Source organism: Mycobacterium avium subsp. avium (genome assembly GCF_009741445.1).
GTDB classification, from domain to species: domain Bacteria; phylum Actinomycetota; class Actinomycetes; order Mycobacteriales; family Mycobacteriaceae; genus Mycobacterium; species Mycobacterium avium.
Genome location: NZ_CP046507.1, coordinates 4,149,522 through 4,172,543, shown reverse-complemented (window position 1 = coordinate 4,172,543; position 23,022 = coordinate 4,149,522). Strand labels below are relative to the sequence as shown.

Genomic DNA, 23,022 nt, shown 5'->3' with positions numbered 1-23,022 from the left:
CGTGGCCGACGAATGGTTTGAAACCGTCGCCATCGCCCAGCAACGGGCCAAGCGGCGGTTGCCGAAATCCGTTTACGCGGCCCTGATCGCGGCCAGCGAAAAGGGAATCACGGTCTCCGACAACGTCGAAGCGTTCGGCGAACTCGGTTTCGCCCCGCATGTCGTCGGCGCCCCGGCCAAGCGTGAGCTGGCGACAACCGTTATGGGACAAGAGATCTCGATGCCGGTGCTGATCTCGCCGACCGGTGTGCAGGCCGTCGACCCGGACGGCGAGGTCGCCGTGGCGCGCGCCGCCGCGGCCCGCGGCACCGCTATGGGCCTGTCCTCGTTCGCCAGCAAGCCGATCGAGGAAGTCATCGCGGTGAACCCCAAGGTGTTCTTCCAGGTGTACTGGCTGGGTGGGCGCGACGCGATCGCCGAGCGGGTGGAGCGGGCCCGGCAGGCCGGCGCGGTCGGGCTGATCGTCACCACCGACTGGTCGTTCTCGCACGGGCGGGACTGGGGCAGCCCCAAGATCCCCGAGGAGATGAACCTGCGCACCATCCTGCGGTTGTCCCCGGAGGCGGTGTTCAAGCCCCGCTGGCTGTGGAAGTTCGGCAAGACGCTGTGGCCGCCGGAGTTGCGGGTGCCCAACCAGGGCCGCCGCGGCGAGCCCGGCCCGCCGTTCTTCGCCGCTTACGGCGAGTGGATGGGCACGCCCCCGCCGACCTGGGAGGACATCGCCTGGCTGCGCGAGGTGTGGGGCGGGCCGTTCATGCTCAAGGGCGTGATGCGCGTGGACGACGCCAAAAGGGCGGTGGATGCCGGGGTTTCGGCCATCTCGGTGTCCAACCACGGCGGCAACAACCTGGACGGCACGCCGGCGTCGATTCGCGCCCTGCCCGCGATCGCCGAGGCGGTCGGCGACCAGATCGAGGTGTTGCTGGACGGCGGTGTCCGGCGCGGCAGCGACGTCGTCAAGGCGGTGGCGCTGGGGGCGCGCGCGGTGATGATCGGCCGGGCCTACCTGTGGGGCCTGGCCGCCGCCGGCCAGGCCGGGGTGGAGAACGTCCTCGACATCCTGCGCGGGGGCATCGACTCGGCGCTGATGGGTCTGGGGCATTCCTCGGTGCACGATCTCGGGCCGAGCGACATCCTGGTGCCGCCCGGGTTCACCCGGGCGCTGGGCGTGCCGCCGGCCGGCTGAGCAAAGCCGGGCCATCCGGGGCGGCTTGGCCGGGATTATTTGACGGCCGCGGTAATCCTGGTACGGGCGGGGTAACCGTGACGAACGAGCCCACCGTTCGAACGCCCGATGAACGGCCGGAGAAAAAAAGTTATTTTCCCGCCTCAACAATTGGTGCACGCCAGGTGAATTCGTCCTACCATCACCGAGTGTCCGTACTCGGCGAATTGGGAACCGTGACGTCGAGCCAGCTGTCCGGCACGGCGGTCTCACTGCTGGTTCCGCTGGGGTCGACCGAGCAACACGGCCCGCACCTGCCGCTGGACACCGACACCCGCATCGCGTCGGCGGTGGCCGGCCGGGCCGCGCCGCGGCTGGGGGACGGGTGGCTGGTGGCGCCGGCCATCGCCTACGGCGCCAGCGGCGAGCACCAGAGCTTCGCCGGGACCGTCTCCATCGGCACCGAGGCGCTGACGCTGCTGCTGATCGAGTACGGCCGCTCGGCGGCCGGCTGGGCGCAGCGCGTCGTCTTCGTCAACGGCCACGGCGGCAACGTCGCCGCGCTGGGCCGCGCGGTGGGCACGCTTCGCGCCGAGGGCCGCGACGCCGGATGGTGCCCGTGTGTGGCCGCCGGCGGGGACGCCCACGCCGGTCATACCGAAACATCGGTGTTGCTGCATATCTCGCCCGCCGAGGTCCGCACCGGGCAGTGGCAGGCCGGCAACCGGGCGCCGCTGCCCGAGTTGTTGGGATCGATGCGCCGCGGGGGAGTGGCGGCGGTCAGCCCGGTCGGCGTGCTGGGCGACCCGACCACCGCCACCGCCGCCGAGGGCGAGCGCATCCTGTCCGAGATGGTGAACGAGTGCGTCCGCCGGGTCGCCCGGTGGCGGCCCGGGCCCGACGGGATGCTCGCATGACCGCGCCGGCGCCGCGGTTGCCGGACGGGTTCGCCGTCCAGGTCGATCGCCGGGTGCGGGTGCTCGGCGACGGCTCGGCACTGCTCGGCGGGTCGCCGACCCGGCTGCTGAAGCTGGCCCCGGCCGCCCAGGACCTGCTGTGCGACGGCCGGCTGAAGGTGCGCGACGACGTCAGCGCGCAGTTGGCCCGCACCCTGCTGGACGCCACCGTGGCGCATCCGCGGCCCGCGGGCGGGCCCTCGCACCACGACGTCACCGTGGTAATTCCGGTGCGGGACAACCTTTCTGGCGTGCGGCGGCTGGTGAGCTCGCTGCGCGGTCTGCGCGTGGTGGTGGTGGACGACGGATCGTTCCCGCCGATCGAGCCGGAAGACTTCGTCGGCGCGCACTGCGACATCGAGGTGTTGCGCCACCACCGCAGCAAAGGACCGGCGGCGGCGCGCAACACGGGGCTGGCGGCCTGCCGGACGGACTTCGTCGCCTTCCTGGACTCCGATGTCGCGCCGCGCCGGGGCTGGCTGGAAGCGCTGCTCGGCCACTTCTGCGACCCGACCGTCGGGCTGGTCGCGCCGCGCATCGTCGGCCTGTCGCACAGCGAGAACGTGGTGGCCCGCTACGAGGCGGTGCACTCCTCGCTCGACCTCGGTGAGCGCGAGGCGCCGGTGCTGCCGCACAGCACGGTGTCCTACGTGCCCAGCGCGGCGATCATCTGCCGGTGCTCGGCGATCCGCGAGATCGGCGGATTCGACGAGACGCTGCAGTCCGGCGAGGACGTCGACCTGTGCTGGCGGCTGATCGAGGCGGGGGTCCGGCTGCGCTACGAGCCCATCGCCCTGGTGGGCCACGACCACCGCACCGAATTGCGGGATTGGCTTGCGCGCAAAGCGTTTTACGGCGGATCGGCGGCCCCGCTGTCGGTGCGCCACCCGGACAAGACGGCGCCGGTGGTGATCTCCGGCTGGGCGCTGATGACCTGGATCCTGATGGCCTTCGGCTCCACGCTGTCGCGGCTGGCTTCCCTGCTGCTGGCCGTCCTGACGGGCCGGCGGATCGCCCGGGCGATGCGCAGCGCCGAGACGTCGATGACCGACGTGGTGACGGTGGCCGGGCGCGGCCTGTGGTCGGCGGCGTTGCAGCTGGCCTCGGCGCTGTGCCGGCACTACTGGCCGCTGGCGCTGCTGGCCGCCACCATGTCGCGCCATTTCAGACGGGTGGTGCTGGTGGCGGCCGTGATGGACGGGGTGGTCGACTGGCTGCGCCGCCGCGATGCCGTCGGCGACGACGTCGAACCGATCGGGCTGCCGACCTATCTGGTGCTCAAGCGGGTGGACGACCTGGCGTACGGGCTCGGGTTGTGGTGGGGTGTGCTACGGGAGCGCAACGCGCGCGCCCTCAGACCCCAGGTCCGGAGTTAGCCCCCGCCCTTGAATGACGCCGTCTCGCACAGCGATGTGCTGATAGTCGGCGCCGGCAGCGCCGGATCGGTTGTCGCCGAACGTCTTTCCGCTGATCCAGGGTGCACGGTGACCGTGGTCGAGGCGGGCCCGTCCCTCGACGACCCGGCGCTGCTCGCCCGGACCGCCAACGGGCTGCAATTGCCGATCGGCGTCGGCAGCCCGCTGGTGCGCCGATACCAGACCCAGCTCACCGAGCGGCCCGCCCGCCGGCACCCGCTGGTGCGCGGCGCCACCATCGGCGGCTCGGGCGCGATCAACGGCGGCTACTTCTGCCGCGGGCTGCGCCGCGATTTCGACCGCCTCGGCCTGCCGGGCTGGGCATGGTCGGACGTGCTGGACAGCTTCCGCGCCATCGAGACCGACCTGGACTTCGACGGACCCGCGCACGGCCGCAGCGGCCCTATCCTGGTCCGCCGCACCCGCGAAATGACCGGAACCACAGAGCGTTTCATCGACGCCGCGCGGCGCGCCGGATTCGGCTGGATCGACGACCTCAATGACGCTGCGGCCCAACCGGTTTCGGGGATCGGCGCGGTCCCGCTGAACATCGTCGACGGCGTCCGCAAGGGCTCGGGTGCGGGGTATCTGATCCCCGCGCTGAGCCGGCCCAACCTGCGCGTGCAGGCGCACACCCGGGTGGCGCGGCTGCGTTTCGCCGGCACCGTCGCCCGGGGCGCCGACGTGGTCGGCCCGCACGGCCGGGCTACGCTGACCGCCGACCGAATCGTGTTGTGCGCCGGCGCCATTGAAACGGCGCACCTGCTGATGCTGTCCGGCATCGGCGAGCCGGGCATGCTGCGCGCCGCCGGGGTGCCGGTGCGCGTGGCGCTGCCGGTGGGGACGTCGTTCAGCGATCACGCCGAATGGGTGCTGCCCACCGATTGGCCGGTGGCTCCCGGACGGCCGGTGCTCGAGGTGGTGCTCAGCACCGCCGACGATCTCGAGATCAGGCCGTACACCGGCGGGTTCGTGGCGATGACCGGCGACGGAACCGCCGGGCACGCCGACTGGCCGCACCTCGGGGTGGCGCTGATGCAACCCCGCGCGCGGGGTTGCCTGACGCTGATGTCGGCCGATCCCGCCGTGCCGCCCCGCATCGAGCACCGCTACGACAGCGAGCCCGGCGACGTCGCCGCGCTGGCCCGCGGCGCCGAGTTGGCCCGCGAATTGGCCGGCGGCACAACCGATGCCGCGGCGGCCATCTGGTCGACCTCCCAACACCTTTGCGGCACGGCGCCGATGGGGGTCGACGGCGACCCGCGGGCGGTCGTCGACCCGCGGTGCCGGGTCCGCGGCATCGACAACCTGTGGGTGATCGACGGCTCGGTGCTGCCCGCCATCACCAGCCGCGGCCCGCACGCCACCATCGTGATGATCGGGCACCGGGCCGCGGAATTCGTGCGGTGACGCCCCACCCGGGAGCTATCGCCGGGCCCATCCAGACCGATAGTCTCGTAGCTCGACCGATGGTCTCGTTGGCAATACGGTTCGCAATACGGGAGGTGGCGCACAATTTCCGCCGCGACGTCCGATCCACGGCCCGCCCGGTCGCGGGCCCGGCTGCTCGAAGCCGCCGTCACGCTGCTGCGTGCCGGTGGTCCCAGCGCGGTGACGGTCGACGCGGTCACCCGCACCGCCAACGTGGCCCGGGCGACGCTGTACCGGCACTTCCCGAGCGGAAACGATCTGCTGGCGGCGGCGTTCAACAGCCTGATCCCGGCCTCGCCGACCCCGCCCGCCGAGGGGTCGCTGCGCGACCGGCTGGTCGCGGTGGTACTGGCCCAGGCCGAGGCCGTCGCCCAGGCCCCGACCATGATGACGGCCATGACCTGGCTGGCGCTGGGCCGCGACCTGGAGGCGTGGCCGCAACCCCGCGCCGACGACAGCGTGGCGATCACCACGCTGCGCGAGCGCATCGCCCAGCAGTACTCGGAGCCGTTCGACGTCATCTTCGACAGCCCGGAGGCCGCCGAACTGGGGGAGGTGGACCGGTCCCGGGCGATCGCCCTGCTGATCGGCCCGCTGGTGCTGGGCCGGCTGTCCACCCTGCCCGATTTCGACTACCGCGAGTGCGCGCTGGCGGCGGTGGACGGCTTCCTGCACGTCCAGTCCGCCCGGGCCAGGGCGGCGAGGGTCGAATCCGCAGGTGCCTGACGGCCGAATTTTGTTCGGGCCGGGATCTGAGGCATACTGTTCAGGTTGCCTTGAGCCGGGTTTTGCGCCTGGTCGGGCATACGACCAGCGTCCAAACGGGCGCGTCCGGTCCCATCCTTTGAGAGCGACGAATTTCGATCCCGAAATTTGCGCCGATGAGGCTGCGTGAGGGTGACACGCCCGACCGCGGGGGCCGGTGGACCACGACAGGTAAACAGCGGCGCACAATCCGGCGCAACGCTCGATCGGCCCAGAGTTGGCCGGCCCGATCGGCGCGCCGGTGGCACTGAGGACACGGATTAGTTGAGCCCGGACACCGGGCCTCAACGCGGAGTGAGGGTAGGAGAAGCGTGGCGGGACAGAAGATCCGCATCAGGCTTAAGGCCTACGACCATGAGGCTATCGACGCCTCGGCGCGCAAGATCGTCGAGACCGTCGTCCGCACGGGTGCCAGCGTCGTAGGGCCGGTGCCGCTGCCGACCGAGAAGAACGTGTATTGCGTCATCCGCTCCCCGCACAAGTACAAGGACTCGCGGGAGCACTTCGAGATGCGTACGCACAAGCGGCTGATCGACATCCTCGACCCGACGCCGAAGACCGTCGACGCGCTGATGCGCATCGACCTTCCGGCCAGTGTCGACGTCAACATCCAGTAGGGAGTTACAGAGCAATGGCGCGTAAGGGCATTCTCGGTACCAAGCTGGGCATGACGCAGGTATTCGACGAGAACAACAGGGTCGTGCCGGTGACGGTGGTCAAGGCCGGGCCGAACGTGGTGACCCGCATCCGCACGCCCGAGCAGGACGGCTACAGCGCGGTGCAGCTGGCGTACGGCGAGATCAGTCCGCGCAAGGTGAACAAGCCGGTGACCGGCCAGTACGCCGCGGCGGGCATCAACCCGCGCCGGTTTCTGGCCGAGCTGCGGCTGGACAACCCGGACGCGGCGGCCGAATACCAGGTCGGCCAGGAGCTGACGGCGGAGATCTTCACCGACGGCAGCTACGTCGACGTCACCGGAACCTCCAAGGGCAAGGGCTTCGCCGGAACCATGAAGCGGCACGGCTTCCGCGGTCAGGGCGCCAGCCACGGCGCCCAGGCGGTGCACCGGCGGCCGGGTTCCATCGGCGGCTGCGCCACCCCCGCCCGGGTGTTCAAGGGCACCAGGATGGCCGGCCGGATGGGCAACGACCGGGTGACGGTCCAGAACCTGTTGGTGCACAAGGTCGATACCGAGAACGGCGTGCTGCTGATCAAGGGCGCGGTCCCCGGCCGCACCGGCGGACTCGTCATGGTCCGCAGCGCGGTCAAACGAGGTGAGAAGTAATGGCACTCAAGCTTGACGTGAAGGCGCCGGGCGGCAAGGTCGAGGGTTCGATCGAGCTGCCGGCCGAATTGTTCGACGCCCCCGCCAACATCGCGCTGATGCACCAGGTGGTGACCGCGCAGCGGGCGGCGGCGCGTCAGGGCACGCACTCGACGAAGACGCGCGGCGACGTCAGCGGCGGTGGCCGTAAGCCGTACCGGCAGAAGGGAACCGGCCGGGCCCGTCAGGGTTCGACGCGCGCTCCGCAGTTCACCGGCGGTGGCGTGGTGCACGGCCCCAAGCCGCGCGACTACAGCCAGCGCACGCCCAAGAAGATGATCGCCGCCGCGCTGCGCGGCGCGCTGTCCGACCGGGCCCGCAACGGGCGCATCCACGCGATCACCGAGCTGGTGTCCGGCCAGACCCCGTCGACCAAGAGCGCCAAGGCGTTCCTGGGCACGCTGACCGAGCGCAAGCAGGTGCTGGTGGTGATCGGCCGCAGCGACGAAGCCGGCGCCAAGAGCGTGCGCAACCTGCCCGGTGTGCACATCCTGGCTCCCGACCAGCTCAACACCTACGACGTGCTGCGCGCCGACGACGTGGTGTTCAGCGTCGAGGCGCTGCGCGCCTACATCGCCGCCAACACCGGTACTCCCGAGGAGGTTTCGGCCTGATGGCGACCGTCACGGACCCCCGCGACATCATCTTGGCTCCGGTGATCTCGGAGAAGTCCTATTCGTTGCTCGACGACAACGTGTACACGTTCGTGGTGCACCCCGACTCGAACAAGACGCAGATCAAGATCGCCATCGAGAAGATCTTCTCGGTCAAGGTCGCCTCGGTGAACACCGCGAACCGGCAGGGCAAGCGCAAGCGCACCCGCACCGGTTTCGGCAAACGCAAGAGCACCAAGCGGGCCATCGTCACCCTGGCGCCGGGCAGCAAGCCGATCGATCTGTTCGGGGCACCGGCGTAGCGAGAGAAAGACCTGATTAGACATGGCAATTCGTAAGTACAAGCCGACGAGCCCGGGCCGTCGCGGCGCCAGCGTGTCCGATTTCTCCGAGGTCACTCGTTCCACCCCGGAGAAGTCGCTGGTGCGTCCGCTGCACGGTCACGGTGGCCGCAACGCGCACGGCCGCATCACCACCCGCCACAAGGGCGGCGGCCACAAGCGCGCCTACCGGGTGATCGACTTCCGCCGCAACGACAAAGACGGCGTCAACGCCAAGGTCGCGCACATCGAGTACGACCCCAACCGGACCGCCAACATCGCGCTGCTGCACTTCCTGGACGGCGAGAAGCGTTACATCATTGCCCCACAGGGACTCTCGCAGGGCGACGTGGTGGAGTCGGGTCCCAACGCCGACATCAAGCCCGGCAACAACCTGCCGTTGCGCAACATCCCGGCCGGTACCGTGATCCACGCGGTGGAACTGCGGCCCGGCGGTGGCGCCAAGCTGGCCCGGTCGGCCGGGTCCAGCATCCAGCTGCTCGGCAAGGAGGGCAGCTACGCGTCGCTGCGGATGCCGTCCGGCGAGATCCGCCGGGTCGACGTGCGCTGCCGCGCCACCGTCGGCGAGGTCGGCAACGCCGAGCAGGCCAACATCAACTGGGGCAAGGCCGGCCGCATGCGGTGGAAGGGCAAGCGCCCGTCCGTCCGCGGTGTGGTGATGAACCCGGTGGACCACCCGCACGGTGGTGGTGAGGGTAAGACCTCCGGTGGTCGCCACCCGGTGAGCCCCTGGGGCAAGCCGGAGGGCCGCACCCGCCACCCGAACAAGGCCAGCAACAAACTCATCGTCCGGCGCCGGCGCACCGGCAAGAAGCACGGTCGCTAGCGCGAGATGGAAGTTCAGGAGTAGCACATGCCACGCAGCCTGAAGAAGGGCCCGTTCGTCGACGGCCACCTGCTCAAGAAGGTGGACGCGCAGAACGAGAAGAACACCAAGCAGGTCATCAAGACATGGTCGCGGCGTTCCACGATCATTCCTGACTTCATCGGGCACACCTTCGCCGTGCACGACGGACGCAAGCACGTGCCGGTGTTCGTCACCGAGGCGATGGTCGGCCACAAGCTTGGTGAATTCGCGCCCACCCGCACCTTCAAGGGGCACATCAAGGACGACCGGAAGGCCAAACGGCGATGACCACAACGGAATTCCCTTCGGCGGTGGCCAAGGCACGCTTCGTGCGGGTGTCGCCGAGAAAGGCACGCCGGGTGATCGACCTGGTGCGCGGCCGCTCGGTGACCGACGCACTCGACATCCTGCGGTGGGCGCCGCAGGCCGCCAGTGAACCGGTGGCCAAGGTGATCGCCAGCGCCGCGGCCAACGCGCAGAACAACAATGGGCTGGACCCGGCCACCCTGGTGGTCGCCACCGTCTACGCCGACGAGGGCCCGACCGCCAAGCGCATCCGTCCGCGCGCGCAGGGGCGTGCGTTCCGAATCCGCAAGCGCACCAGTCACATCACCGTGGTGGTGGAAAGCCGGCCGGCCAAGGACCAGCGGTCGGCGAAGTCGTCCAGGACCCGCCGCGCCGAGGCCAGCAAGGCCGCCGCCAAGGCGCCGGCCAAGAAGGCCCCGGCCAAGAAGGCACCCGCCAAGAAGGCACCCGCGAAGACCGCGGCCAAGAAGACACCGGCGAAGACGTCTGAGACTTCTGACGCGAAGGGAGGCTCAGACTAGTGGGCCAGAAGATCAATCCGCACGGCTTCCGCCTCGGCATCACCACCGACTGGAAGTCCCGCTGGTACGCCGACAAGCAGTACGCGGACTACGTCAAGGAGGACGTCGCCATCCGCCGGCTGCTGTCGACCGGCCTGGAGCGGGCCGGTATCGCCGACGTGGAGATCGAGCGCACCCGCGACCGGGTCCGGGTGGACATCCACACCGCGCGTCCGGGCATCGTCATCGGCCGCCGCGGCACCGAGGCCGACCGGATCCGCGCCGACCTGGAGAAGCTGACCGGCAAGCAGGTGCAGCTCAACATCCTCGAGGTGAGAAACCCTGAGTCGCAAGCACAATTGGTGGCCCAGGGCGTGGCCGAGCAGTTGAGCAACCGGGTGGCGTTCCGCCGCGCGATGCGCAAGGCCATCCAGTCGGCGATGCGCCAGCCCAACGTCAAGGGCATCCGGGTGCAGTGCTCCGGCCGTCTCGGCGGCGCCGAGATGAGCCGCTCGGAGTTCTACCGCGAGGGCCGGGTGCCGCTGCACACGCTGCGCGCCGACATCGACTACGGGCTGTATGAGGCCAAGACCACCTTCGGTCGGATCGGTGTGAAGGTGTGGATCTACAAGGGAGACGTCGTCGGCGGCAAGCGCGAATTGGCCGCTGCCGCCCCGGCGGGCGCCGAGCGTCCGCGCCGCGAGCGCCCGTCGGGCACCCGCCCCCGGCGCAGTGGCGCGTCGGGCACCACGGCCACCGGCACCGAGGCCGGCCGCGCGGCCGCGAGCGCCGACGAGAGCACCGCGGCCGGGCAACCCGCCGAGGCCGCGCCCGCCGCCGAACCGCAAAGCACGGAGAGCTGAATCATGTTGATTCCCCGCAAGGTCAAGCACCGCAAGCAGCATCACCCCCGCCAGCGCGGCATCGCCAGCGGCGGCACGGCGGTGAACTTCGGTGACTACGGCATCCAGGCGTTAGAGCACGCCTACGTCACCAACCGGCAGATCGAGTCCGCGCGTATCGCGATCAACCGGCACATCAAGCGTGGCGGCAAGGTGTGGATCAACGTCTTCCCCGACCGCCCGCTGACCAAGAAGCCCGCCGAGACCCGGATGGGTTCGGGTAAGGGCTCACCGGAATGGTGGGTGGTCAACGTCAAGCCGGGCCGGGTGCTGTTCGAGCTCAGCTACCCCAACGAACAGACCGCCCGGGCGGCGCTGACCCGCGCGATCCACAAGTTGCCGATCAAGGCCCGCATCGTGACCCGAGAGGATCAGTTCTGATGGCAGTGGGAATTTCGCCTGGCGAACTGCGTGAGCTCACCGACGACGAGCTGACCGAGCGGTTGCGCGAATCCAAGGAAGAGCTGTTCAATCTGCGTTTCCAGATGGCGACCGGCCAGCTGACCAACAACCGCCGGCTGCGCACGGTGCGTCAGGAGATCGCGCGCGTCTACACCGTGCTGCGGGAACGTGAACTGGGCCTGGCAAGCGGGCCGGACGGTAAGGAATCGTGATGGCAGAAGCGAAGAAGGCCGCCCCCAAGAAGGCCGCCACGGCCGCGTCGAAGGACGCAGATGCCAAGGGGCCCAAGCACACTCCGCCCAACCCCAAGGTGCGGGGCCGGCGCAAGACCCGCATCGGCTACGTGGTGAGCGACAAGATGCAGAAGACCATCGTGGTCGAGCTGGAGGATCGGGTGAAGCACCCGCTGTACGGCAAGATCATCCGGACCACCAAGAAGGTCAAGGCGCACGACGAGAACAGCATCGCCGGGATCGGCGACCGCGTCTCGCTGATGGAGACCCGCCCGACGTCGGCGACCAAGCGTTGGCGGCTGGTCGAAATCCTGGAAAAGGCGAAGTAACCCCTCCCCGCAAGAGGCACCGAAACGCCCGGCCCCGGGTGTAGTCTGCACGCGACGCGCGGCGAGTCCGCGACGAGAGTGAGGCTGACGATGGTGGCTGGTTCGGGGCAATCCGCGGAATTTTCCGGCCGGGTCGAGCTCGACATCCGGGATTCCGAACCGGACTGGGGACCCTACGCCGCGCCGACCGCCCCGCCGAACGCGCCCAACATCCTGTATCTGGTCTGGGACGACACCGGGATCGCGACGTGGGACTGCTTCGGCGGTCTGGTGGAGATGCCGGCCATGTCGCGCATCGCCGAACGCGGCGTCCGGCTCTCGCAGTTCCACACCACCGCGCTGTGCTCGCCGACCCGGGCGGCGTTGCTCACCGGTCGCAACGCCACGACCGTCGGGATGGCCACCATCGAGGAGTTCACCGAGGGCTTCCCCAACGCCAACGGCCGCATCCCGTTCGACACCGCGCTGCTGTCCGAGGCGCTCGCCGAACACGGTTACAACACTTACTGTGTCGGCAAGTGGCACCTGACGCCGCTGGAAGAATCCAACATGGCCTCGACCAAGCGGCACTGGCCGACCTCGCGCGGCTTCGAGCGGTTCTACGGCTTCCTGGGCGGCGAGACCGATCAGTGGTACCCCGACCTGGTCTACGACAACCATCCGGTGAGCCCGCCGGCCACCCCGGAGGACGGCTACCACCTCTCCAAGGACCTCGCCGACAAGACGATCGAGTTCATCCGCGACGCCAAAGTGATTGCGCCGGAAAAGCCTTGGTTCTCCTATGTGTGCCCGGGCGCCGGGCACGCGCCGCATCACGTGTTCAAGGAATGGGCCGACCGTTACGCCGGCCGCTTCGACATGGGTTATGAGCGCTACCGCGAGGTGGTGCTGGAGCGGCAGAAGGCGATGGGGATCGTGCCGTCCGACACCGAATTGTCCCCGGTGAACCCGTATCTGGACGTGACGGGGCCGAGCGGCGAGCCCTGGCCGTTGCAGGACACGGTGCGGCCGTGGGACTCGTTGAACGACGAGGAGAAGAAGCTGTTCGCCCGGATGGCCGAGGTGTTCGCCGGCTTCCTGAGCTACACCGACGCCCAGATCGGCCGGATCCTGGACTATCTCGAGGAATCAGGCCAGTTGGACGACACCATCATCGTGGTGATCTCCGACAACGGCGCCAGCGGCGAGGGTGGCCCGAACGGATCGGTCAACGAGGGCAAGTTCTTCAACGGCTACATCGACACCGTCGAGGAAAGCATGAAGCTGTTCGATCAGCTCGGCGGGCCGCAGACCTACAACCATTACCCGATCGGCTGGGCGATGGCGTTCAACACCCCCTACAAGCTGTACAAGCGGTACGCCTCGCACGAGGGCGGCATCGCCGACACGGCGATCATCTCCTGGCCCAACGGAATCGCCGCGCACGGCGAGATCCGCGACAACTACGTCAACGTCTGCGACATCACCCCGACCGTGTACGACCTGCTGGGCATGTCCCCGCCGGAAACCGTCAAGGGGATCGCGCAGAAGCCGCTGGACGGCGTGAGTTTCAAAGCGGCCCTTGATGATCCGAACGCCGACACCGGAAAGACCACCCAGTTCTACACCATGCTGGGCACCCGCGGCATCTGGCATGAGGGCTGGTTCGCCAACACCGTGCACGCGGCCACCCCGGCCGGCTGGTCGCACTTCGACGCCGACCGCTGGGAGCTGTTCCATATCGAGGCCGACCGCAGCCAATGCCACGACCTGGCCGCCGAAAACCCGGACAAACTCGAAGAACTCAAGGCGTTGTGGTTCGCGGAGGCGGCCAGGTACAACGGGCTGCCGTTGTCGGACCTGAACATCCTGGAGACCATGACCCGGTCCCGGCCGTACCTGGTCGGCGAACGGGACAGCTATGTCTACTACCCCGACTGCGCCGACGTCGGCATCGGCGCCGCCGCCGAGATCCGCGGCCGATCGTTCTCGGTGCTGGCCGAGGCAACCGTCGACACCACCGGCGCCGAGGGGGTGCTGTTCAAGCAGGGCGGGGCGCACGGCGGGCACGTGCTGTTCATCCAGGACGGGCGGCTGCACTACGTCTACAACTTCCTCGGCGAACGCCAGCAGGAGGTCTCCTCGTCGGTGCCCGTGCCGCTGGGCAGGCATCTGTTCGGCGCCAGCTATGCACGGACGGGGACGGTCCCCGACAGCCACACCCCGCTCGGTGACCTGACGCTGTTCATCGACGACGAGGTCGTCGGCACCCTGGCCGGGGTGAGCACCCACCCGGGGACGTTCGGGCTGGCGGGTGCCGGAATCACCGTGGGCCGCAACGGCGGATCGGGGGTGTCCAGCCGGTTCAAGGCGCCGTTCGTGTTCACCGGCGGCACCATCGCCCGGGTCACCCTCGACCTGTCCGGCCGGCCCTATCGCGACGTGGAAACCGAGATCGCCCTTGCCTTTTCGCGGGACTGAAGCCGCGACCGATCAGTCCGGGTTGGGCGCCTGCGGTGAGCTGATCGCGTCGACGGCGCCGGACACCTTGGCTTGAAAGTCCGCCGACAGCGGGATGTAGCCGGTCCTGGCCAACTCGACCTGCCCGGGCCCGATGGCGGCCTGCAGGAACGCCTTGACCGCCTTGGCCACGTCGAAGCCCGGGTATTTCGAGCACACGATCTCGTAGGTGGCCAGCACGATCGGGTAGACGTCGGGCTGGGCGGGGTTGTAGAACGACGACAGGTCGAGCACCAGGTCGTTGCCGGTGCCGACGATCCGGGCGCCCTTGATCGTCTTGCCGAAGATGTCGGTGCCGATCCGCACCGGACGCAGCGATCGGCGGCTCGCCGGCGTCTTGATCTCGGCGGCGAACAGGCCCTGCTGCAGCGCGAAGGACAATTCGTTGTAGCTGATGGCACCCTCGGTGCTCTTGACGGCCGCGGCGGTGCCGGTGTTGCCGACGGCGCCGGTGCCCACGCCGCCGTTGAAGGTCTTGCCCGCGCCCTTGTTCCACACTCCGCCGGCGGCCGACTGCAGGTAGGCCTGGAAGTTGTCGGTGGTGCCCGAGCCGTCGCTGCGGTAGACGACGCGAATGTCCTCGGCCGGCATGGAGGCGTTGAGCAGGGCCAGGGCCGGATCGTCCCAGCGGGTGATGGTGCCGTTGAAGATCTTGGCCAGGGTGGGCGCGTCGAGCACCAACGAGTCGACCGCGGCCAGGTTGTAGGTGATGGCCAACGGGCCGAATACCACCGGCAGGTTCCAGGCGTCGGCTCCGCCGCAGCGTCGCTTGGCGGCGGCATACTGGTCGCCCGACAACGGCGTGTCCGACCCCGCGAAATCCGTTCTGCCCGCGAGGAAGTCGGCGATTCCGTTCCCCGACCCGTTGGCGGTGTAGTCGAGCGTCTGTCCCGGGCACGCGGTGCGGTAGGCGGCGATGAACCGGGTCATCGCGTTGGCCTGCGCGGTGGAGCCGCTGGCGGACAGGGTCTGCTTGCCGCCGCAATCGACCTTGGCGCCGGCGGTGTAGGGCAGGCTGGCGGGCGTCTCGCCGCACGCCGAGACCACCAGGGTGGTTGCCATCAGCACGCCGGCGATGACCGCCGATCGGGTGCGCATCACGACGAGGGCTCCTTGACAGTCCGGGTACCGAGATGTACCGCGACCGGATGAACAGGCAAACAAACGTCGGATGAACGAGTGCGCCGTCCCCGTCGGGCGGCGGGCCCGGCCTGATCGGGCGGTGCGGTTTCGCTGGGCAGTGTGCCCAAGCGCGGCGTCCGGGCGAAAATTACCTACACATGACGAAATTCCCAAGCAGCCGCGCACCGGGGCTGAGTTCGCTAGCATCCCTGCTCTAGGGCCCGAATTCCCCTCTGGAGGTATGACATGACCCATCAAGCGCCCCCCGCGCCGCCGCCTTCGGTGCCCTCCGAGCAACCGCCCGCGGCACCGCCGGACGCCCCGCCCGCGCGGCGGCGCCGCCGCCCGGTCATCGCCGCGGCCGTCGTGCTGGGATTCGTTGCCGTGTACGTTCTTTCGCTGTTCGGTGTGCACCTGCTGGCCAAGACGGCCGGGCCGCTCAAGCCGCCGGACCTCAACGCCACCAGCGACACGGTGGTGCTGGTGCGGCTGGAGAAGCTGGACACCATCGCCAACCGGTTGACGGTCAAGGTGCTGGTGATCCCCGAGGAGTCGATGTTCGACAAACGCCTCGACGTGCTGACCACCGACACCGCGGTGCGGATGGACCCGCCGAACGACCTGGGCGACCTGCAGTATCCGGCCGGCAAGTCACCGGCGCAGGTGGCGACCACCATCGAGGCGCACGGCAACCCCAACAACTGGCCGTTCGACTCCTACCGCACCGACACCATGTCCGCCGAAGTTCTTGTGGGACAAGGGGATGCGCGCCACTACATCCCGGCGCGGGTGGAGGTCACCGGCGGGCTGGACGGCTGGGACGTCAGCGTGCAGCGGGTCGGCGAAGCCAGTCAGGAATCGGACCGCGCCGACAACGTCATCATCACGCTGCACCGGTCGAAGAGCACGCTGATCTTCGACGCGGGAATCTGCCTGGTGCTGTTCGCCCTGCCCGCCATGGCGCTGACCATCGCGCTGCTGATGCTGACCGGCAAGCGGGGCTTCCTGCCGCCGTTCGTGACCTGGTTCGCGGCGCTGCTGTTCGCCGTCATCCCCATCCGCAACTTCCTGCCCGGGTCACCGCCCGCTGGAGCCTGGGTCGACCAGGCCCTGGTGCTCTGGGTGCTGATCGCGCTGGTGACGTCGATGGTCCTGTTCCTGATCACCTGGTACCGGCGCACGGACTGAGTTCCCGTCAGGGTCCTACCCTGAAGGGGTGCGCAGCGAGCTGGTGGACCTGCCGGGCGGGTCGTTTCGGATGGGCTCGACGAGCTTCTATCCCGAAGAGGCGCCGATCCACACGGTGACGGTGGAGCCCTTCGCGATCGAACGTCACCCGGTGACCAACGCGCAGTTCGCCGAGTTCGTCGCCGCCACCGGCTACGTGACGGTGGCCGAGCAACCGATCGACCCGGCGCTGTACCCGGGCGCCGACCCGTCCCAATTACAGCCGGGTGCAATGGTTTTCCGGCCCACACCGGGGCCGGTGGACCTGCGCGACTGGAGGCAGTGGTGGCACTGGGTGCCCGGGGCCAGCTGGCGCCACCCGTCGGGGCCGGACAGCGACATCGCCGATCGTGCCGACCATCCGGTGGTGCAGGTGGCCTACCCCGACGCCGCGGCCTACGCCCGCTGGGCGGGGCGGCGGCTGCCCACCGAGGCCGAGTGGGAATACGCCGCCCGCGCCGGGGCCACCACCACCTACCCCTGGGGCGACGAGCCCACCAGCGACGGCCGGCTGATGGCCAACACCTGGCAGGGCCGCTTCCCGTACCGCAACGACGGTGCGCTCGGCTGGGTGGGCACCTCGCCGGTCGGCGTCTTCGCGCCCAACGCGTTCGGCCTGCTCGACATGATCGGCAACGTCTGGGAGTGGACCACCACCGAGTTCTCCACCCATCACCGGATCGGGGCGGCGACCAAGCCCTGCTGCGCCCCGTCGGGCCCCGCCGACCCGAGCGTCAACCAGACCTTGAAGGGCGGCAGCCATTTGTGCGCGCCGGAGTACTGCCACCGCTACCGCCCGGCGGCGCGTTCGCCGCAGTCGCAGGACTCGGCGACCACCCACATCGGCTTTCGCTGCGTGGCCGAAGTGGGTTCGAACTAGCAAACCCGGCGAGGCGTGAACGGCGGATGGCGGCACGGTGACGCCCACGTGATGCCTTGGTGGACAAGAGATTTCACCGCGCGCCGGACCCCTGCGTTCGCTAGCATCTGACGACATGTCGCACCGCGCAACCCAAATGGTGTTGGCCTGATGACAGCAACGGCGGTGGCAGCCCAAGCGCCCGTGACGAAGAAGCGGGACAGGCCGCGGATCGCGATCGGGGTGTGCATCCTGGCGGGCGTCGTCATCGTCTACGTGCTGTCGCTGTTCGGGGTGCATTTCCTGCAGCGCTCCGAGGGGCCGCTGCCGCCGCTGGATCTGAGCCAGGGCGGCGGGGACGCCACCATCGTGCAGTTGCGACTCGAGGAGCTCAAGCCCGTCGCGAATCGGCTCTCGGTCAACGTCCTGGTCTATCCCGGAGTTGCCCAGTACGACAACCGATTCGACGTCCTGGCCAATGACGTGGCGGTGCGCCTTTATCCCACAAGCGATCTGGGCGATCTGCACTACCCCAAGGGCAAGGCGCCGGCGCAACTGAGCACCACCGTGGAGGCGCACGGCGATCCCGGGAACTGGCCGTTCGACTCCTACCGCACCGAGCCGATCTCCGCGGACGCGTTCGTCGGCTCCGGGGACAACCTGAAGAAGGTGCCCGCCCGGGTGGAAGTCACCGGGGCCCTGGACGGTTGGCAGATCACCGTCGATCGCGTCCGCGACCCCGCGGCGCTGCCGACGCAACGGGGCAGCGACAACGGCGATGTCGTCATCACGCTGAAGCGGGCCAAGGGGCCGCTGATCTTCGATCTCGGGATCTGCCTGGTGCTGATCAGCCTGCCCACCCTGGCGCTGCTGGTCGCGATTCCCATGGCGATGGGCCGACGCAAATTCCTGCCGCCGTTCGCCACCTGGTACGCGGCCAACCTGTTCGCCATCGTGCCGCTGCGCAACATCCTGCCGGGGGCGCCGCCGCCCGGGTCCTGGATCGACCAGGCGATCGTGCAGTGGGTGCTGATCGCGCTGGTGGCGGCGATGACCCTGTACATCATCGCGTGGGTGCGGCAGGGCGACTGACGGCCGCGTACGCCCGGTGCGCCGGTTATCCACAGGTCGCGGTCCTGCCGAGCGCCCGAGTCGGCGGACGGTGCTACTCTCGCACATATGTTCGAAGACGCGGTCGCCTGGTTCGGCGAGCTGATGGAGCGGTGCTACCCGTCGGCGACGCCGGAGTCGGCGGCGCTGGTGCAGCGGATCGGTGTCTTCGCGCGGGTGGAGAACCGGGCGGCGGCCGAGCAGTTGGCGGCCATTGGGGAGCTGTTCGCCTATCGGCTGTCGCGCTGCTCGGAGTGCGAGGACTGGGCGGTCGACACCGAGGCCGCGGTGAGCGCGGAGGTGGCGGCCCAGCTGCGGATCGGGCAGGGGCTGGCCGCCGCCAAGGTGCGCTACGCGCGGGCGATGCGCGAACGGCTGCCCCGGGTGGGTGAGGTCTTTCGGGCCGGGGAGATCGACTTCCGGCTGTTCGCCACGATCGTGTATCGCACCGATCTGATCACCGATCGCGGGGTGCTGGCGGCCGTGGACGCCGAGTTGGCCGCGACGGCGGCGCGCTGGCCGTCGATGACCCGGGGGCGGTTGGCCGCCCGGGTGGACGCGGTGGTGGCCAAGGCCGACGCCGACGCGGTGCGGCGCGCCGAGAAGCAGGCGGCGAGCCGGCACGTCTGGATCGCCGAGATGGGTGAGGGCCTGTCGCATCTGGAGGGCACGGTGTCGAGTCCCGACGCGCATGCGCTGGACAAACGGCTGGATGCGTTGGCCGCCACGGTGTGCGAGCACGACCCGCGCACTGGTGAGCAGCGCCGCGCCGACGCGCTGGGGGCGCTGGCCGCCGGGGCCGACCGGTTGGGCTGTCGGTGTGGCCGCGCCGATTGTGCGGCCGGTACGCGGCCCGCCGCCGGGCCGGTGGTGATCCACGTGATCGCCGAGCGGGCCAGCGTCGAGGGCGCCGGCGGCGGGCCGGCGGTCGAGGTCGGCGTCGAGGGTCTCCTCCCGGCGCAGCTGGTCGCCGAGCTGGCCGCGTCGGCCAGGCTGATGCCGCTGGTCCACCCCGCCGATGCGCCGCCGGAGAACCGGTACACGCCGTCGGCGGCGCTGGCCGACTTCGTGCGCTGCCGGGATTTGACCTGCCGCTGGCCCGGCTGCGACCGCCCGGCCACCGAGTGCGACCTGGACCATACGATTCCCTACGCCGAGGGCGGGCCCACCCACGCGTCAAACCTCAAGTGCTACTGCAGAACTCACCATTTGGTGAAGACCTTCTGGGGCTGGCGGGAACAACAGCTGCCGGATGCGACGCTGATCCTGACCTCGCCGGCCGGGCAGACCTATGTCACCACCCCGGGCAGCGCGCTGCTGTTCCCGTCGTTGTGCGTGCCCACCGGTGAGCCGGCCCGGCCGGTCGCGGCCGGATCCCAGCCCTGCGGTGAGCGCACCGCGATGATGCCCACCCGCCGGCGCACCCGCGGCCAAAATCGCGCCGCCCGGGTGGCCGCCGAACGCCGGGCCAACCGCGCCGCCCGGCTGGCCCGGGCAACTCGGCCGGCCCCTGCGGCGAGCCAGTCCTGGCCGGCCGGCCATGGGCCCGACGCCGACCCGCCGCCGTTCTAGCTGCTCTAGCTGCGAAATCTCGCCGGCTGAGAGCCCTGCACCCGGAATTTGGCTCTGAGCTGGTCGTCCCCTAGACTCTAGGGGTTGCCTTGGGCAGACCTCGGCCGGTGCGAATCGGCCCCGCGTGCCCTTCGGTGACTAACCGCTTTACAAGACCGCGCACGTCAGGTTTTTTGGTGGGTCATGCTCGCCGAATGCCCACTTCGGTGGGTTCTCCTGCCGTGTACACGCAACCAGGTCAGGAGATCGAGTGATTCAGCAGGAATCGCGGCTGAAGGTCGCCGACAACACCGGCGCCAAGGAGATCTTGTGCATCCGTGTGCTCGGCGGTTCGTCGCGACGCTACGCCGGCATCGGTGACGTCATCGTCGCCACCGTCAAGGACGCCATCCCCGGCGGCAACGTCAAGCGAGGGGACGTCGTCAAGGCCGTCGTGGTGCGCACCGTCAAGGAGCGCCGGCGTCCCGACGGCAGCTACATCAAGTTCGACGAGAACGCCGCGGTGATCATCAAGCCCGACAACGACCCGCGCGGGACGCGCATCTTCGGGCCGGTCGGCCGGGAACTGCGCGAGAAGCGGTTCATGAAGATCATCTCGCTCGCCCCGGAGGTGTTGTAAATGAAGGTCCGCAAAGGCGACACCGTCCTGGTCATCGCCGGCAAAGACAAGGGCGCCAAGGGCAAGGTGCTCAAGGCCTACCCGGACCGCGAGCGCGTCCTGGTCGAGGGCGTCAACCGGATCAAGAAGCACACCGCGATCTCGACCAACCAGCGTGGCGCCCAGTCCGGTGGCATCGTCACCCAGGAAGCGCCCATCCACGTCTCCAACGTCATGGTGGTCGACTCCGACGGCAAGCCCGCCCGGGTCGGCTACCGCCTCGACGAGGAGACCGGCAAGCGCGTCCGTATCTCCAAGCGCAACGGCAAGGACATCTGAGATGACCACGACAGAGAAAGTTCAGCCGCGCCTGAAAGAGCGCTACCGCAACGAGATTCGCGATTCGCTGCAGCAGCAGTTCGGATACGCCAACGTCATGCAGATCCCGACGGTGACCAAGGTCGTGGTCAACATGGGCATCGGTGAGGCGGCGCGCGACGCGAAGCTGATCAACGGTGCCGTCAACGACCTGGCGCTGATCACCGGGCAACGGCCCGAGATCCGCCGGGCGCGCAAGTCCATCGCGCAGTTCAAGCTGCGCGAGGGCATGCCGATCGGCGCCCGGGTCACCCTGCGCGGGGACCGGATGTGGGAGTTCCTCGACCGGCTCACCTCGATCGCGCTGCCCCGTATTCGCGACTTCCGCGGGCTCTCGCCCAAGCAGTTCGACGGTGTCGGCAACTACACCTTCGGGCTGGCCGAGCAGTCGGTGTTCCACGAGATCGATGTGGACAAGATCGACCGGGTCCGCGGCATGGACATCAACGTCGTCACCTCGGCGACGACTGACGACGAAGGACGAGCGCTGTTGCGGGCCCTCGGCTTTCCCTTCAAGGAGAACTGAGCAGATGGCAAAGAAGGCACTGGTCAACAAGGCCGCACGCAAGCCGAAGTTCGCGGTGCGCGGCTACACACGCTGCAACAAGTGCGGCCGGCCGCGCGCGGTCTTCCGCAAATTCGGTCTGTGCAGGATCTGCCTGCGCGAGATGGCGCATGCGGGCGAGCTGCCCGGCGTGCAGAAGAGCAGCTGGTGACGGGACACAGGGGCTAAACCATGACTATGACGGACCCGATCGCAGACTTCTTGACCCGTCTGCGCAACGCCAATTCGGCGTATCACGACGAGGTGACGTTGCCGCACTCCAAGCTCAAGGCCAACATCGCCCAGATCCTCAAGAACGAGGGTTACATCAGCGACTTCCGGACCGAGGATGCCCGGGTTGGCAAGTCGCTGATCGTTCAGCTCAAGTACGGCCCGAGCCGGGAGCGCAGCATCGCCGGCTTGCGCCGCGTGTCCAAGCCCGGTTTGCGGGTGTACGCGAAATCCACCAACCTGCCGCGCGTTCTGGGCGGCCTGGGCGTGGCGATCATCTCCACCTCCTCGGGCCTGCTCACCGATCGCCAGGCGGCCCGGCAGGGCGTGGGCGGCGAAGTCCTCGCGTACGTGTGGTGAGGGGGTAGACATGTCGCGTATTGGTAAGCAACCGGTTCCGGTCCCCGCCGGAGTCGACGTCACCATCGACGGCCAGAAGGTCTCGGTGAAGGGACCCAAGGGCACCCTGGATCTGACCGTCGCCGAGCCGATCACCGTGTCGCGCAACGACGACGGCGCGATCGTGGTGACCCGCCCCAACGACGAGCGGCGCAACCGCTCGCTGCACGGGCTGTCCCGCACCCTGGTGTCCAACCTCGTCACCGGCGTGACCCAGGGCTACACCACGAAGATGGAGATCTTCGGCGTCGGTTACCGGGTGCAGCTCAAGGGCTCCAACCTCGAGTTCGCGCTGGGCTACAGCCACCCCGTGGTGATCGAGGCGCCCGAGGGCATCACCTTCGCCGTCCAGTCCCCGACGAAGTTCTCCATCAGCGGGATCGACAAGCAGAAGGTCGGCCAGATCTCGGCGAACATCCGCCGCCTGCGCCGCCCCGACCCGTACAAGGGCAAGGGCGTGCGCTACGAGGGCGAGCAGATCCGCCGCAAGGTCGGAAAGACAGGTAAGTAACCATGGCGCAAACACAAGCTGACACCGCCGCGCGAAAGCCGGTGGGGCAGAGCGTATCCGCGACCCGGCGCGTCTCTCGGCTGCGCCGGCACGCGCGGCTGCGCAAGAAGATCGCGGGTACCCCCGAGCGGCCGCGGCTGGTGGTCAACCGGTCGGCGCGGCACATCCACGTGCAACTGGTCAACGACGAGAACGGCACCACGGTGGCCGCCGCGTCGTCGATCGAGGACGACGTGCGCAGCCTGCAGGGAGACAAGAAGGCCCGCAGCGTGCGGGTCGGCCAGCTGATCGCCGAGCGGGCCAAGGCCGCCGGTATCGACAGCGTGGTCTTCGACCGCGGCGGATACACCTACGGCGGACGGATCGCGGCGCTGGCCGACGCCGCCCGCGAGAACGGATTGCAATTCTGATGATCGAGAACTTGAACACGACTGGAAGGACC

The 23,022-nt window shown here is 69.1% G+C and carries 29 protein-coding genes; 28 read left to right on the top strand and 1 reads right to left on the bottom strand.

Translation table 11 applies throughout. The features are described from left to right. The first annotated feature begins 1 nt into the window (after position 1). From mftD to MAA44156_RS19405, 17 genes are all read left to right on the top strand, one after another. Positions 2 to 1,186, top strand: coding sequence for a pre-mycofactocin synthase MftD (gene mftD / locus MAA44156_RS19485; protein WP_023880639.1), 1,185 nt, complete (start codon positions 2 to 4; stop codon positions 1,184 to 1,186). A gap of 164 nt (positions 1,187 to 1,350) precedes the next feature. Further along, entirely contained in the window at positions 1,351 to 2,082 is a 732-nt protein-coding gene (mftE, locus tag MAA44156_RS19480; protein ID WP_009979105.1) for a mycofactocin biosynthesis peptidyl-dipeptidase MftE, read from the top strand. Beyond that, on the top strand, positions 2,079 to 3,497 hold the full coding sequence (gene mftF / locus MAA44156_RS19475; RefSeq protein WP_009979104.1) for a mycofactocin biosynthesis glycosyltransferase MftF: 1,419 nt from the start codon (positions 2,079 to 2,081) through the stop codon (positions 3,495 to 3,497). The genes mftE and mftF overlap by 4 nt, the downstream gene beginning before the upstream one ends. A 9-nt stretch (positions 3,498 to 3,506) precedes the next feature. Further along, a complete protein-coding gene (mftG, locus tag MAA44156_RS19470) occupies positions 3,507 to 4,946 on the top strand; it encodes a mycofactocin dehydrogenase MftG (protein ID WP_009979103.1) in 1,440 nt (479 codons plus the stop codon). Positions 4,947 to 5,099: 153 nt separating this feature from the next. Continuing rightward, on the top strand, positions 5,100 to 5,693 hold the full coding sequence (locus MAA44156_RS19465; RefSeq protein WP_080516368.1) for a TetR/AcrR family transcriptional regulator: 594 nt from the start codon (positions 5,100 to 5,102) through the stop codon (positions 5,691 to 5,693). A gap of 350 nt (positions 5,694 to 6,043) precedes the next feature. Continuing rightward, positions 6,044 to 6,349, top strand: a complete 306-nt coding sequence (gene rpsJ, locus MAA44156_RS19460; protein ID WP_003873519.1) for a 30S ribosomal protein S10 — start codon at positions 6,044 to 6,046, stop codon at positions 6,347 to 6,349. 14 nt (positions 6,350 to 6,363) lie between these two features. After that, the gene (gene rplC, locus MAA44156_RS19455) at positions 6,364 to 7,017 is read left to right on the top strand and encodes a 50S ribosomal protein L3 (RefSeq protein ID WP_003873518.1); all 654 of its coding nucleotides are present in this window, start codon (positions 6,364 to 6,366) and stop codon (positions 7,015 to 7,017) included. Then, positions 7,017 to 7,670, top strand: coding sequence for a 50S ribosomal protein L4 (gene rplD / locus MAA44156_RS19450; protein ID WP_009979095.1), 654 nt, complete (start codon positions 7,017 to 7,019; stop codon positions 7,668 to 7,670). Before rplC ends, rplD begins: the two co-directional genes overlap by 1 nt. Continuing rightward, a complete protein-coding gene (gene rplW / locus MAA44156_RS19445) occupies positions 7,670 to 7,972 on the top strand; it encodes a 50S ribosomal protein L23 (RefSeq protein ID WP_003873516.1) in 303 nt (100 codons plus the stop codon). Before rplD ends, rplW begins: the two co-directional genes overlap by 1 nt. A 22-nt stretch (positions 7,973 to 7,994) precedes the next feature. Then, the gene (rplB, locus tag MAA44156_RS19440; RefSeq protein ID WP_003873515.1) at positions 7,995 to 8,837 is read left to right on the top strand and encodes a 50S ribosomal protein L2; all 843 of its coding nucleotides are present in this window, start codon (positions 7,995 to 7,997) and stop codon (positions 8,835 to 8,837) included. A gap of 27 nt (positions 8,838 to 8,864) precedes the next feature. Further along, complete coding sequence (gene rpsS / locus MAA44156_RS19435; RefSeq protein ID WP_003873514.1) at positions 8,865 to 9,146, top strand: 30S ribosomal protein S19; 282 nt, start codon at positions 8,865 to 8,867, stop codon at positions 9,144 to 9,146. Beyond that, positions 9,143 to 9,685, top strand: coding sequence for a 50S ribosomal protein L22 (gene rplV, locus MAA44156_RS19430; protein ID WP_009979094.1), 543 nt, complete (start codon positions 9,143 to 9,145; stop codon positions 9,683 to 9,685). Before rpsS ends, rplV begins: the two co-directional genes overlap by 4 nt. Next, entirely contained in the window at positions 9,685 to 10,527 is an 843-nt protein-coding gene (gene rpsC / locus MAA44156_RS19425) for a 30S ribosomal protein S3 (RefSeq protein WP_011726078.1), read from the top strand. The genes rplV and rpsC overlap by 1 nt, the downstream gene beginning before the upstream one ends. 3 nt (positions 10,528 to 10,530) lie before the next feature. Continuing rightward, the gene (gene rplP / locus MAA44156_RS19420) at positions 10,531 to 10,947 is read left to right on the top strand and encodes a 50S ribosomal protein L16 (RefSeq protein ID WP_003873511.1); all 417 of its coding nucleotides are present in this window, start codon (positions 10,531 to 10,533) and stop codon (positions 10,945 to 10,947) included. Beyond that, a complete protein-coding gene (gene rpmC, locus MAA44156_RS19415; RefSeq protein WP_003873510.1) occupies positions 10,947 to 11,180 on the top strand; it encodes a 50S ribosomal protein L29 in 234 nt (77 codons plus the stop codon). The genes rplP and rpmC overlap by 1 nt, the downstream gene beginning before the upstream one ends. After that, positions 11,180 to 11,530: a 30S ribosomal protein S17 gene (gene rpsQ / locus MAA44156_RS19410; protein ID WP_003873509.1), complete on the top strand. Its 351-nt coding sequence runs from the start codon at positions 11,180 to 11,182 to the stop codon at positions 11,528 to 11,530. Before rpmC ends, rpsQ begins: the two co-directional genes overlap by 1 nt. A 90-nt stretch (positions 11,531 to 11,620) precedes the next feature. Continuing rightward, the gene (locus tag MAA44156_RS19405) at positions 11,621 to 13,990 is read left to right on the top strand and encodes an arylsulfatase (RefSeq protein WP_011726077.1); all 2,370 of its coding nucleotides are present in this window, start codon (positions 11,621 to 11,623) and stop codon (positions 13,988 to 13,990) included. A 12-nt stretch (positions 13,991 to 14,002) separates the two neighbouring features. Here the strand turns inward: MAA44156_RS19405 and pstS are convergent, their stop codons facing one another. Continuing rightward, the gene (gene pstS / locus MAA44156_RS19400; protein WP_011726076.1) at positions 14,003 to 15,130 is read right to left on the bottom strand and encodes a phosphate ABC transporter substrate-binding protein PstS; all 1,128 of its coding nucleotides are present in this window, start codon (positions 15,128 to 15,130) and stop codon (positions 14,003 to 14,005) included. A gap of 267 nt (positions 15,131 to 15,397) precedes the next feature. On the opposite strand from pstS, the gene MAA44156_RS19395 reads away from it, so the two are divergent. From MAA44156_RS19395 to rplR, 11 genes are all read left to right on the top strand, one after another. After that, a complete protein-coding gene (locus MAA44156_RS19395) occupies positions 15,398 to 16,339 on the top strand; it encodes a DUF4436 domain-containing protein (RefSeq protein ID WP_011726075.1) in 942 nt (313 codons plus the stop codon). A 28-nt stretch (positions 16,340 to 16,367) separates the two neighbouring features. Further along, positions 16,368 to 17,258 (top strand): formylglycine-generating enzyme family protein, encoded by an 891-nt coding sequence (locus MAA44156_RS19390; protein WP_009979087.1) that lies wholly within the window; start codon positions 16,368 to 16,370, stop codon positions 17,256 to 17,258. A gap of 183 nt (positions 17,259 to 17,441) precedes the next feature. After that, positions 17,442 to 18,329: a DUF4436 domain-containing protein gene (locus MAA44156_RS19385; protein ID WP_003879447.1), complete on the top strand. Its 888-nt coding sequence runs from the start codon at positions 17,442 to 17,444 to the stop codon at positions 18,327 to 18,329. 87 nt (positions 18,330 to 18,416) lie between these two features. Next, entirely contained in the window at positions 18,417 to 19,919 is a 1,503-nt protein-coding gene (locus MAA44156_RS19380; RefSeq protein ID WP_009979084.1) for an HNH endonuclease signature motif containing protein, read from the top strand. Positions 19,920 to 20,169: 250 nt separating this feature from the next. After that, positions 20,170 to 20,538 carry a 50S ribosomal protein L14 gene (gene rplN / locus MAA44156_RS19375; RefSeq protein ID WP_003403649.1) on the top strand — a complete coding sequence of 123 codons (369 nt, stop codon included), beginning with the start codon at positions 20,170 to 20,172 and terminating at the stop codon, positions 20,536 to 20,538. Next, positions 20,539 to 20,856: a 50S ribosomal protein L24 gene (rplX, locus tag MAA44156_RS19370; protein ID WP_003873501.1), complete on the top strand. Its 318-nt coding sequence runs from the start codon at positions 20,539 to 20,541 to the stop codon at positions 20,854 to 20,856. It begins immediately after the preceding gene. A gap of 1 nt (position 20,857) precedes the next feature. Further along, positions 20,858 to 21,421, top strand: coding sequence for a 50S ribosomal protein L5 (rplE, locus tag MAA44156_RS19365; RefSeq protein ID WP_003873500.1), 564 nt, complete (start codon positions 20,858 to 20,860; stop codon positions 21,419 to 21,421). Positions 21,422 to 21,425: 4 nt separating this feature from the next. Further along, positions 21,426 to 21,611, top strand: coding sequence for a type Z 30S ribosomal protein S14 (locus MAA44156_RS19360; RefSeq protein ID WP_003873499.1), 186 nt, complete (start codon positions 21,426 to 21,428; stop codon positions 21,609 to 21,611). Positions 21,612 to 21,631: 20 nt separating this feature from the next. Beyond that, the gene (gene rpsH / locus MAA44156_RS19355) at positions 21,632 to 22,030 is read left to right on the top strand and encodes a 30S ribosomal protein S8 (protein WP_003873498.1); all 399 of its coding nucleotides are present in this window, start codon (positions 21,632 to 21,634) and stop codon (positions 22,028 to 22,030) included. Between the two features lie 10 nt (positions 22,031 to 22,040). After that, positions 22,041 to 22,580, top strand: coding sequence for a 50S ribosomal protein L6 (gene rplF / locus MAA44156_RS19350; protein WP_003873497.1), 540 nt, complete (start codon positions 22,041 to 22,043; stop codon positions 22,578 to 22,580). Positions 22,581 to 22,621: 41 nt separating this feature from the next. Then, complete coding sequence (rplR, locus tag MAA44156_RS19345) at positions 22,622 to 22,990, top strand: 50S ribosomal protein L18 (RefSeq protein ID WP_003879452.1); 369 nt, start codon at positions 22,622 to 22,624, stop codon at positions 22,988 to 22,990. Positions 22,991 to 23,022: the final 32 nt, after the last annotated feature.

Bases quoted from the DNA above. Each gene is read 5' to 3' on its own strand.
- mftF (WP_009979104.1), top strand. From the start codon at position 2,079: ATGACCGCGCCGGCGCCGCGGTTGCCGGACGGGTTCGCCGTCCAGGTC.
- rplC (WP_003873518.1), top strand. From the start codon at position 6,364: ATGGCGCGTAAGGGCATTCTCGGTACCAAGCTGGGCATGACGCAGGTA.
- rplD (WP_009979095.1), top strand. From the start codon at position 7,017: ATGGCACTCAAGCTTGACGTGAAGGCGCCGGGCGGCAAGGTCGAGGGT.
- rplW (WP_003873516.1), top strand. From the start codon at position 7,670: ATGGCGACCGTCACGGACCCCCGCGACATCATCTTGGCTCCGGTGATC.
- rplB (WP_003873515.1), top strand. From the start codon at position 7,995: ATGGCAATTCGTAAGTACAAGCCGACGAGCCCGGGCCGTCGCGGCGCC.
- rpsS (WP_003873514.1), top strand. From the start codon at position 8,865: ATGCCACGCAGCCTGAAGAAGGGCCCGTTCGTCGACGGCCACCTGCTC.
- rplV (WP_009979094.1), top strand. From the start codon at position 9,143: ATGACCACAACGGAATTCCCTTCGGCGGTGGCCAAGGCACGCTTCGTG.
- rplP (WP_003873511.1), top strand. From the start codon at position 10,531: ATGTTGATTCCCCGCAAGGTCAAGCACCGCAAGCAGCATCACCCCCGC.
- rpmC (WP_003873510.1), top strand. From the start codon at position 10,947: ATGGCAGTGGGAATTTCGCCTGGCGAACTGCGTGAGCTCACCGACGAC.
- rpsQ (WP_003873509.1), top strand. From the start codon at position 11,180: ATGGCAGAAGCGAAGAAGGCCGCCCCCAAGAAGGCCGCCACGGCCGCG.
- MAA44156_RS19405 (WP_011726077.1), top strand. From the start codon at position 11,621: ATGGTGGCTGGTTCGGGGCAATCCGCGGAATTTTCCGGCCGGGTCGAG.
- MAA44156_RS19395 (WP_011726075.1), top strand. From the start codon at position 15,398: ATGACCCATCAAGCGCCCCCCGCGCCGCCGCCTTCGGTGCCCTCCGAG.
- MAA44156_RS19380 (WP_009979084.1), top strand. From the start codon at position 18,417: ATGTTCGAAGACGCGGTCGCCTGGTTCGGCGAGCTGATGGAGCGGTGC.
- rplX (WP_003873501.1), top strand. From the start codon at position 20,539: ATGAAGGTCCGCAAAGGCGACACCGTCCTGGTCATCGCCGGCAAAGAC.
- rplE (WP_003873500.1), top strand. From the start codon at position 20,858: ATGACCACGACAGAGAAAGTTCAGCCGCGCCTGAAAGAGCGCTACCGC.
- MAA44156_RS19360 (WP_003873499.1), top strand. From the start codon at position 21,426: ATGGCAAAGAAGGCACTGGTCAACAAGGCCGCACGCAAGCCGAAGTTC.
- rpsH (WP_003873498.1), top strand. From the start codon at position 21,632: ATGACTATGACGGACCCGATCGCAGACTTCTTGACCCGTCTGCGCAAC.
- rplF (WP_003873497.1), top strand. From the start codon at position 22,041: ATGTCGCGTATTGGTAAGCAACCGGTTCCGGTCCCCGCCGGAGTCGAC.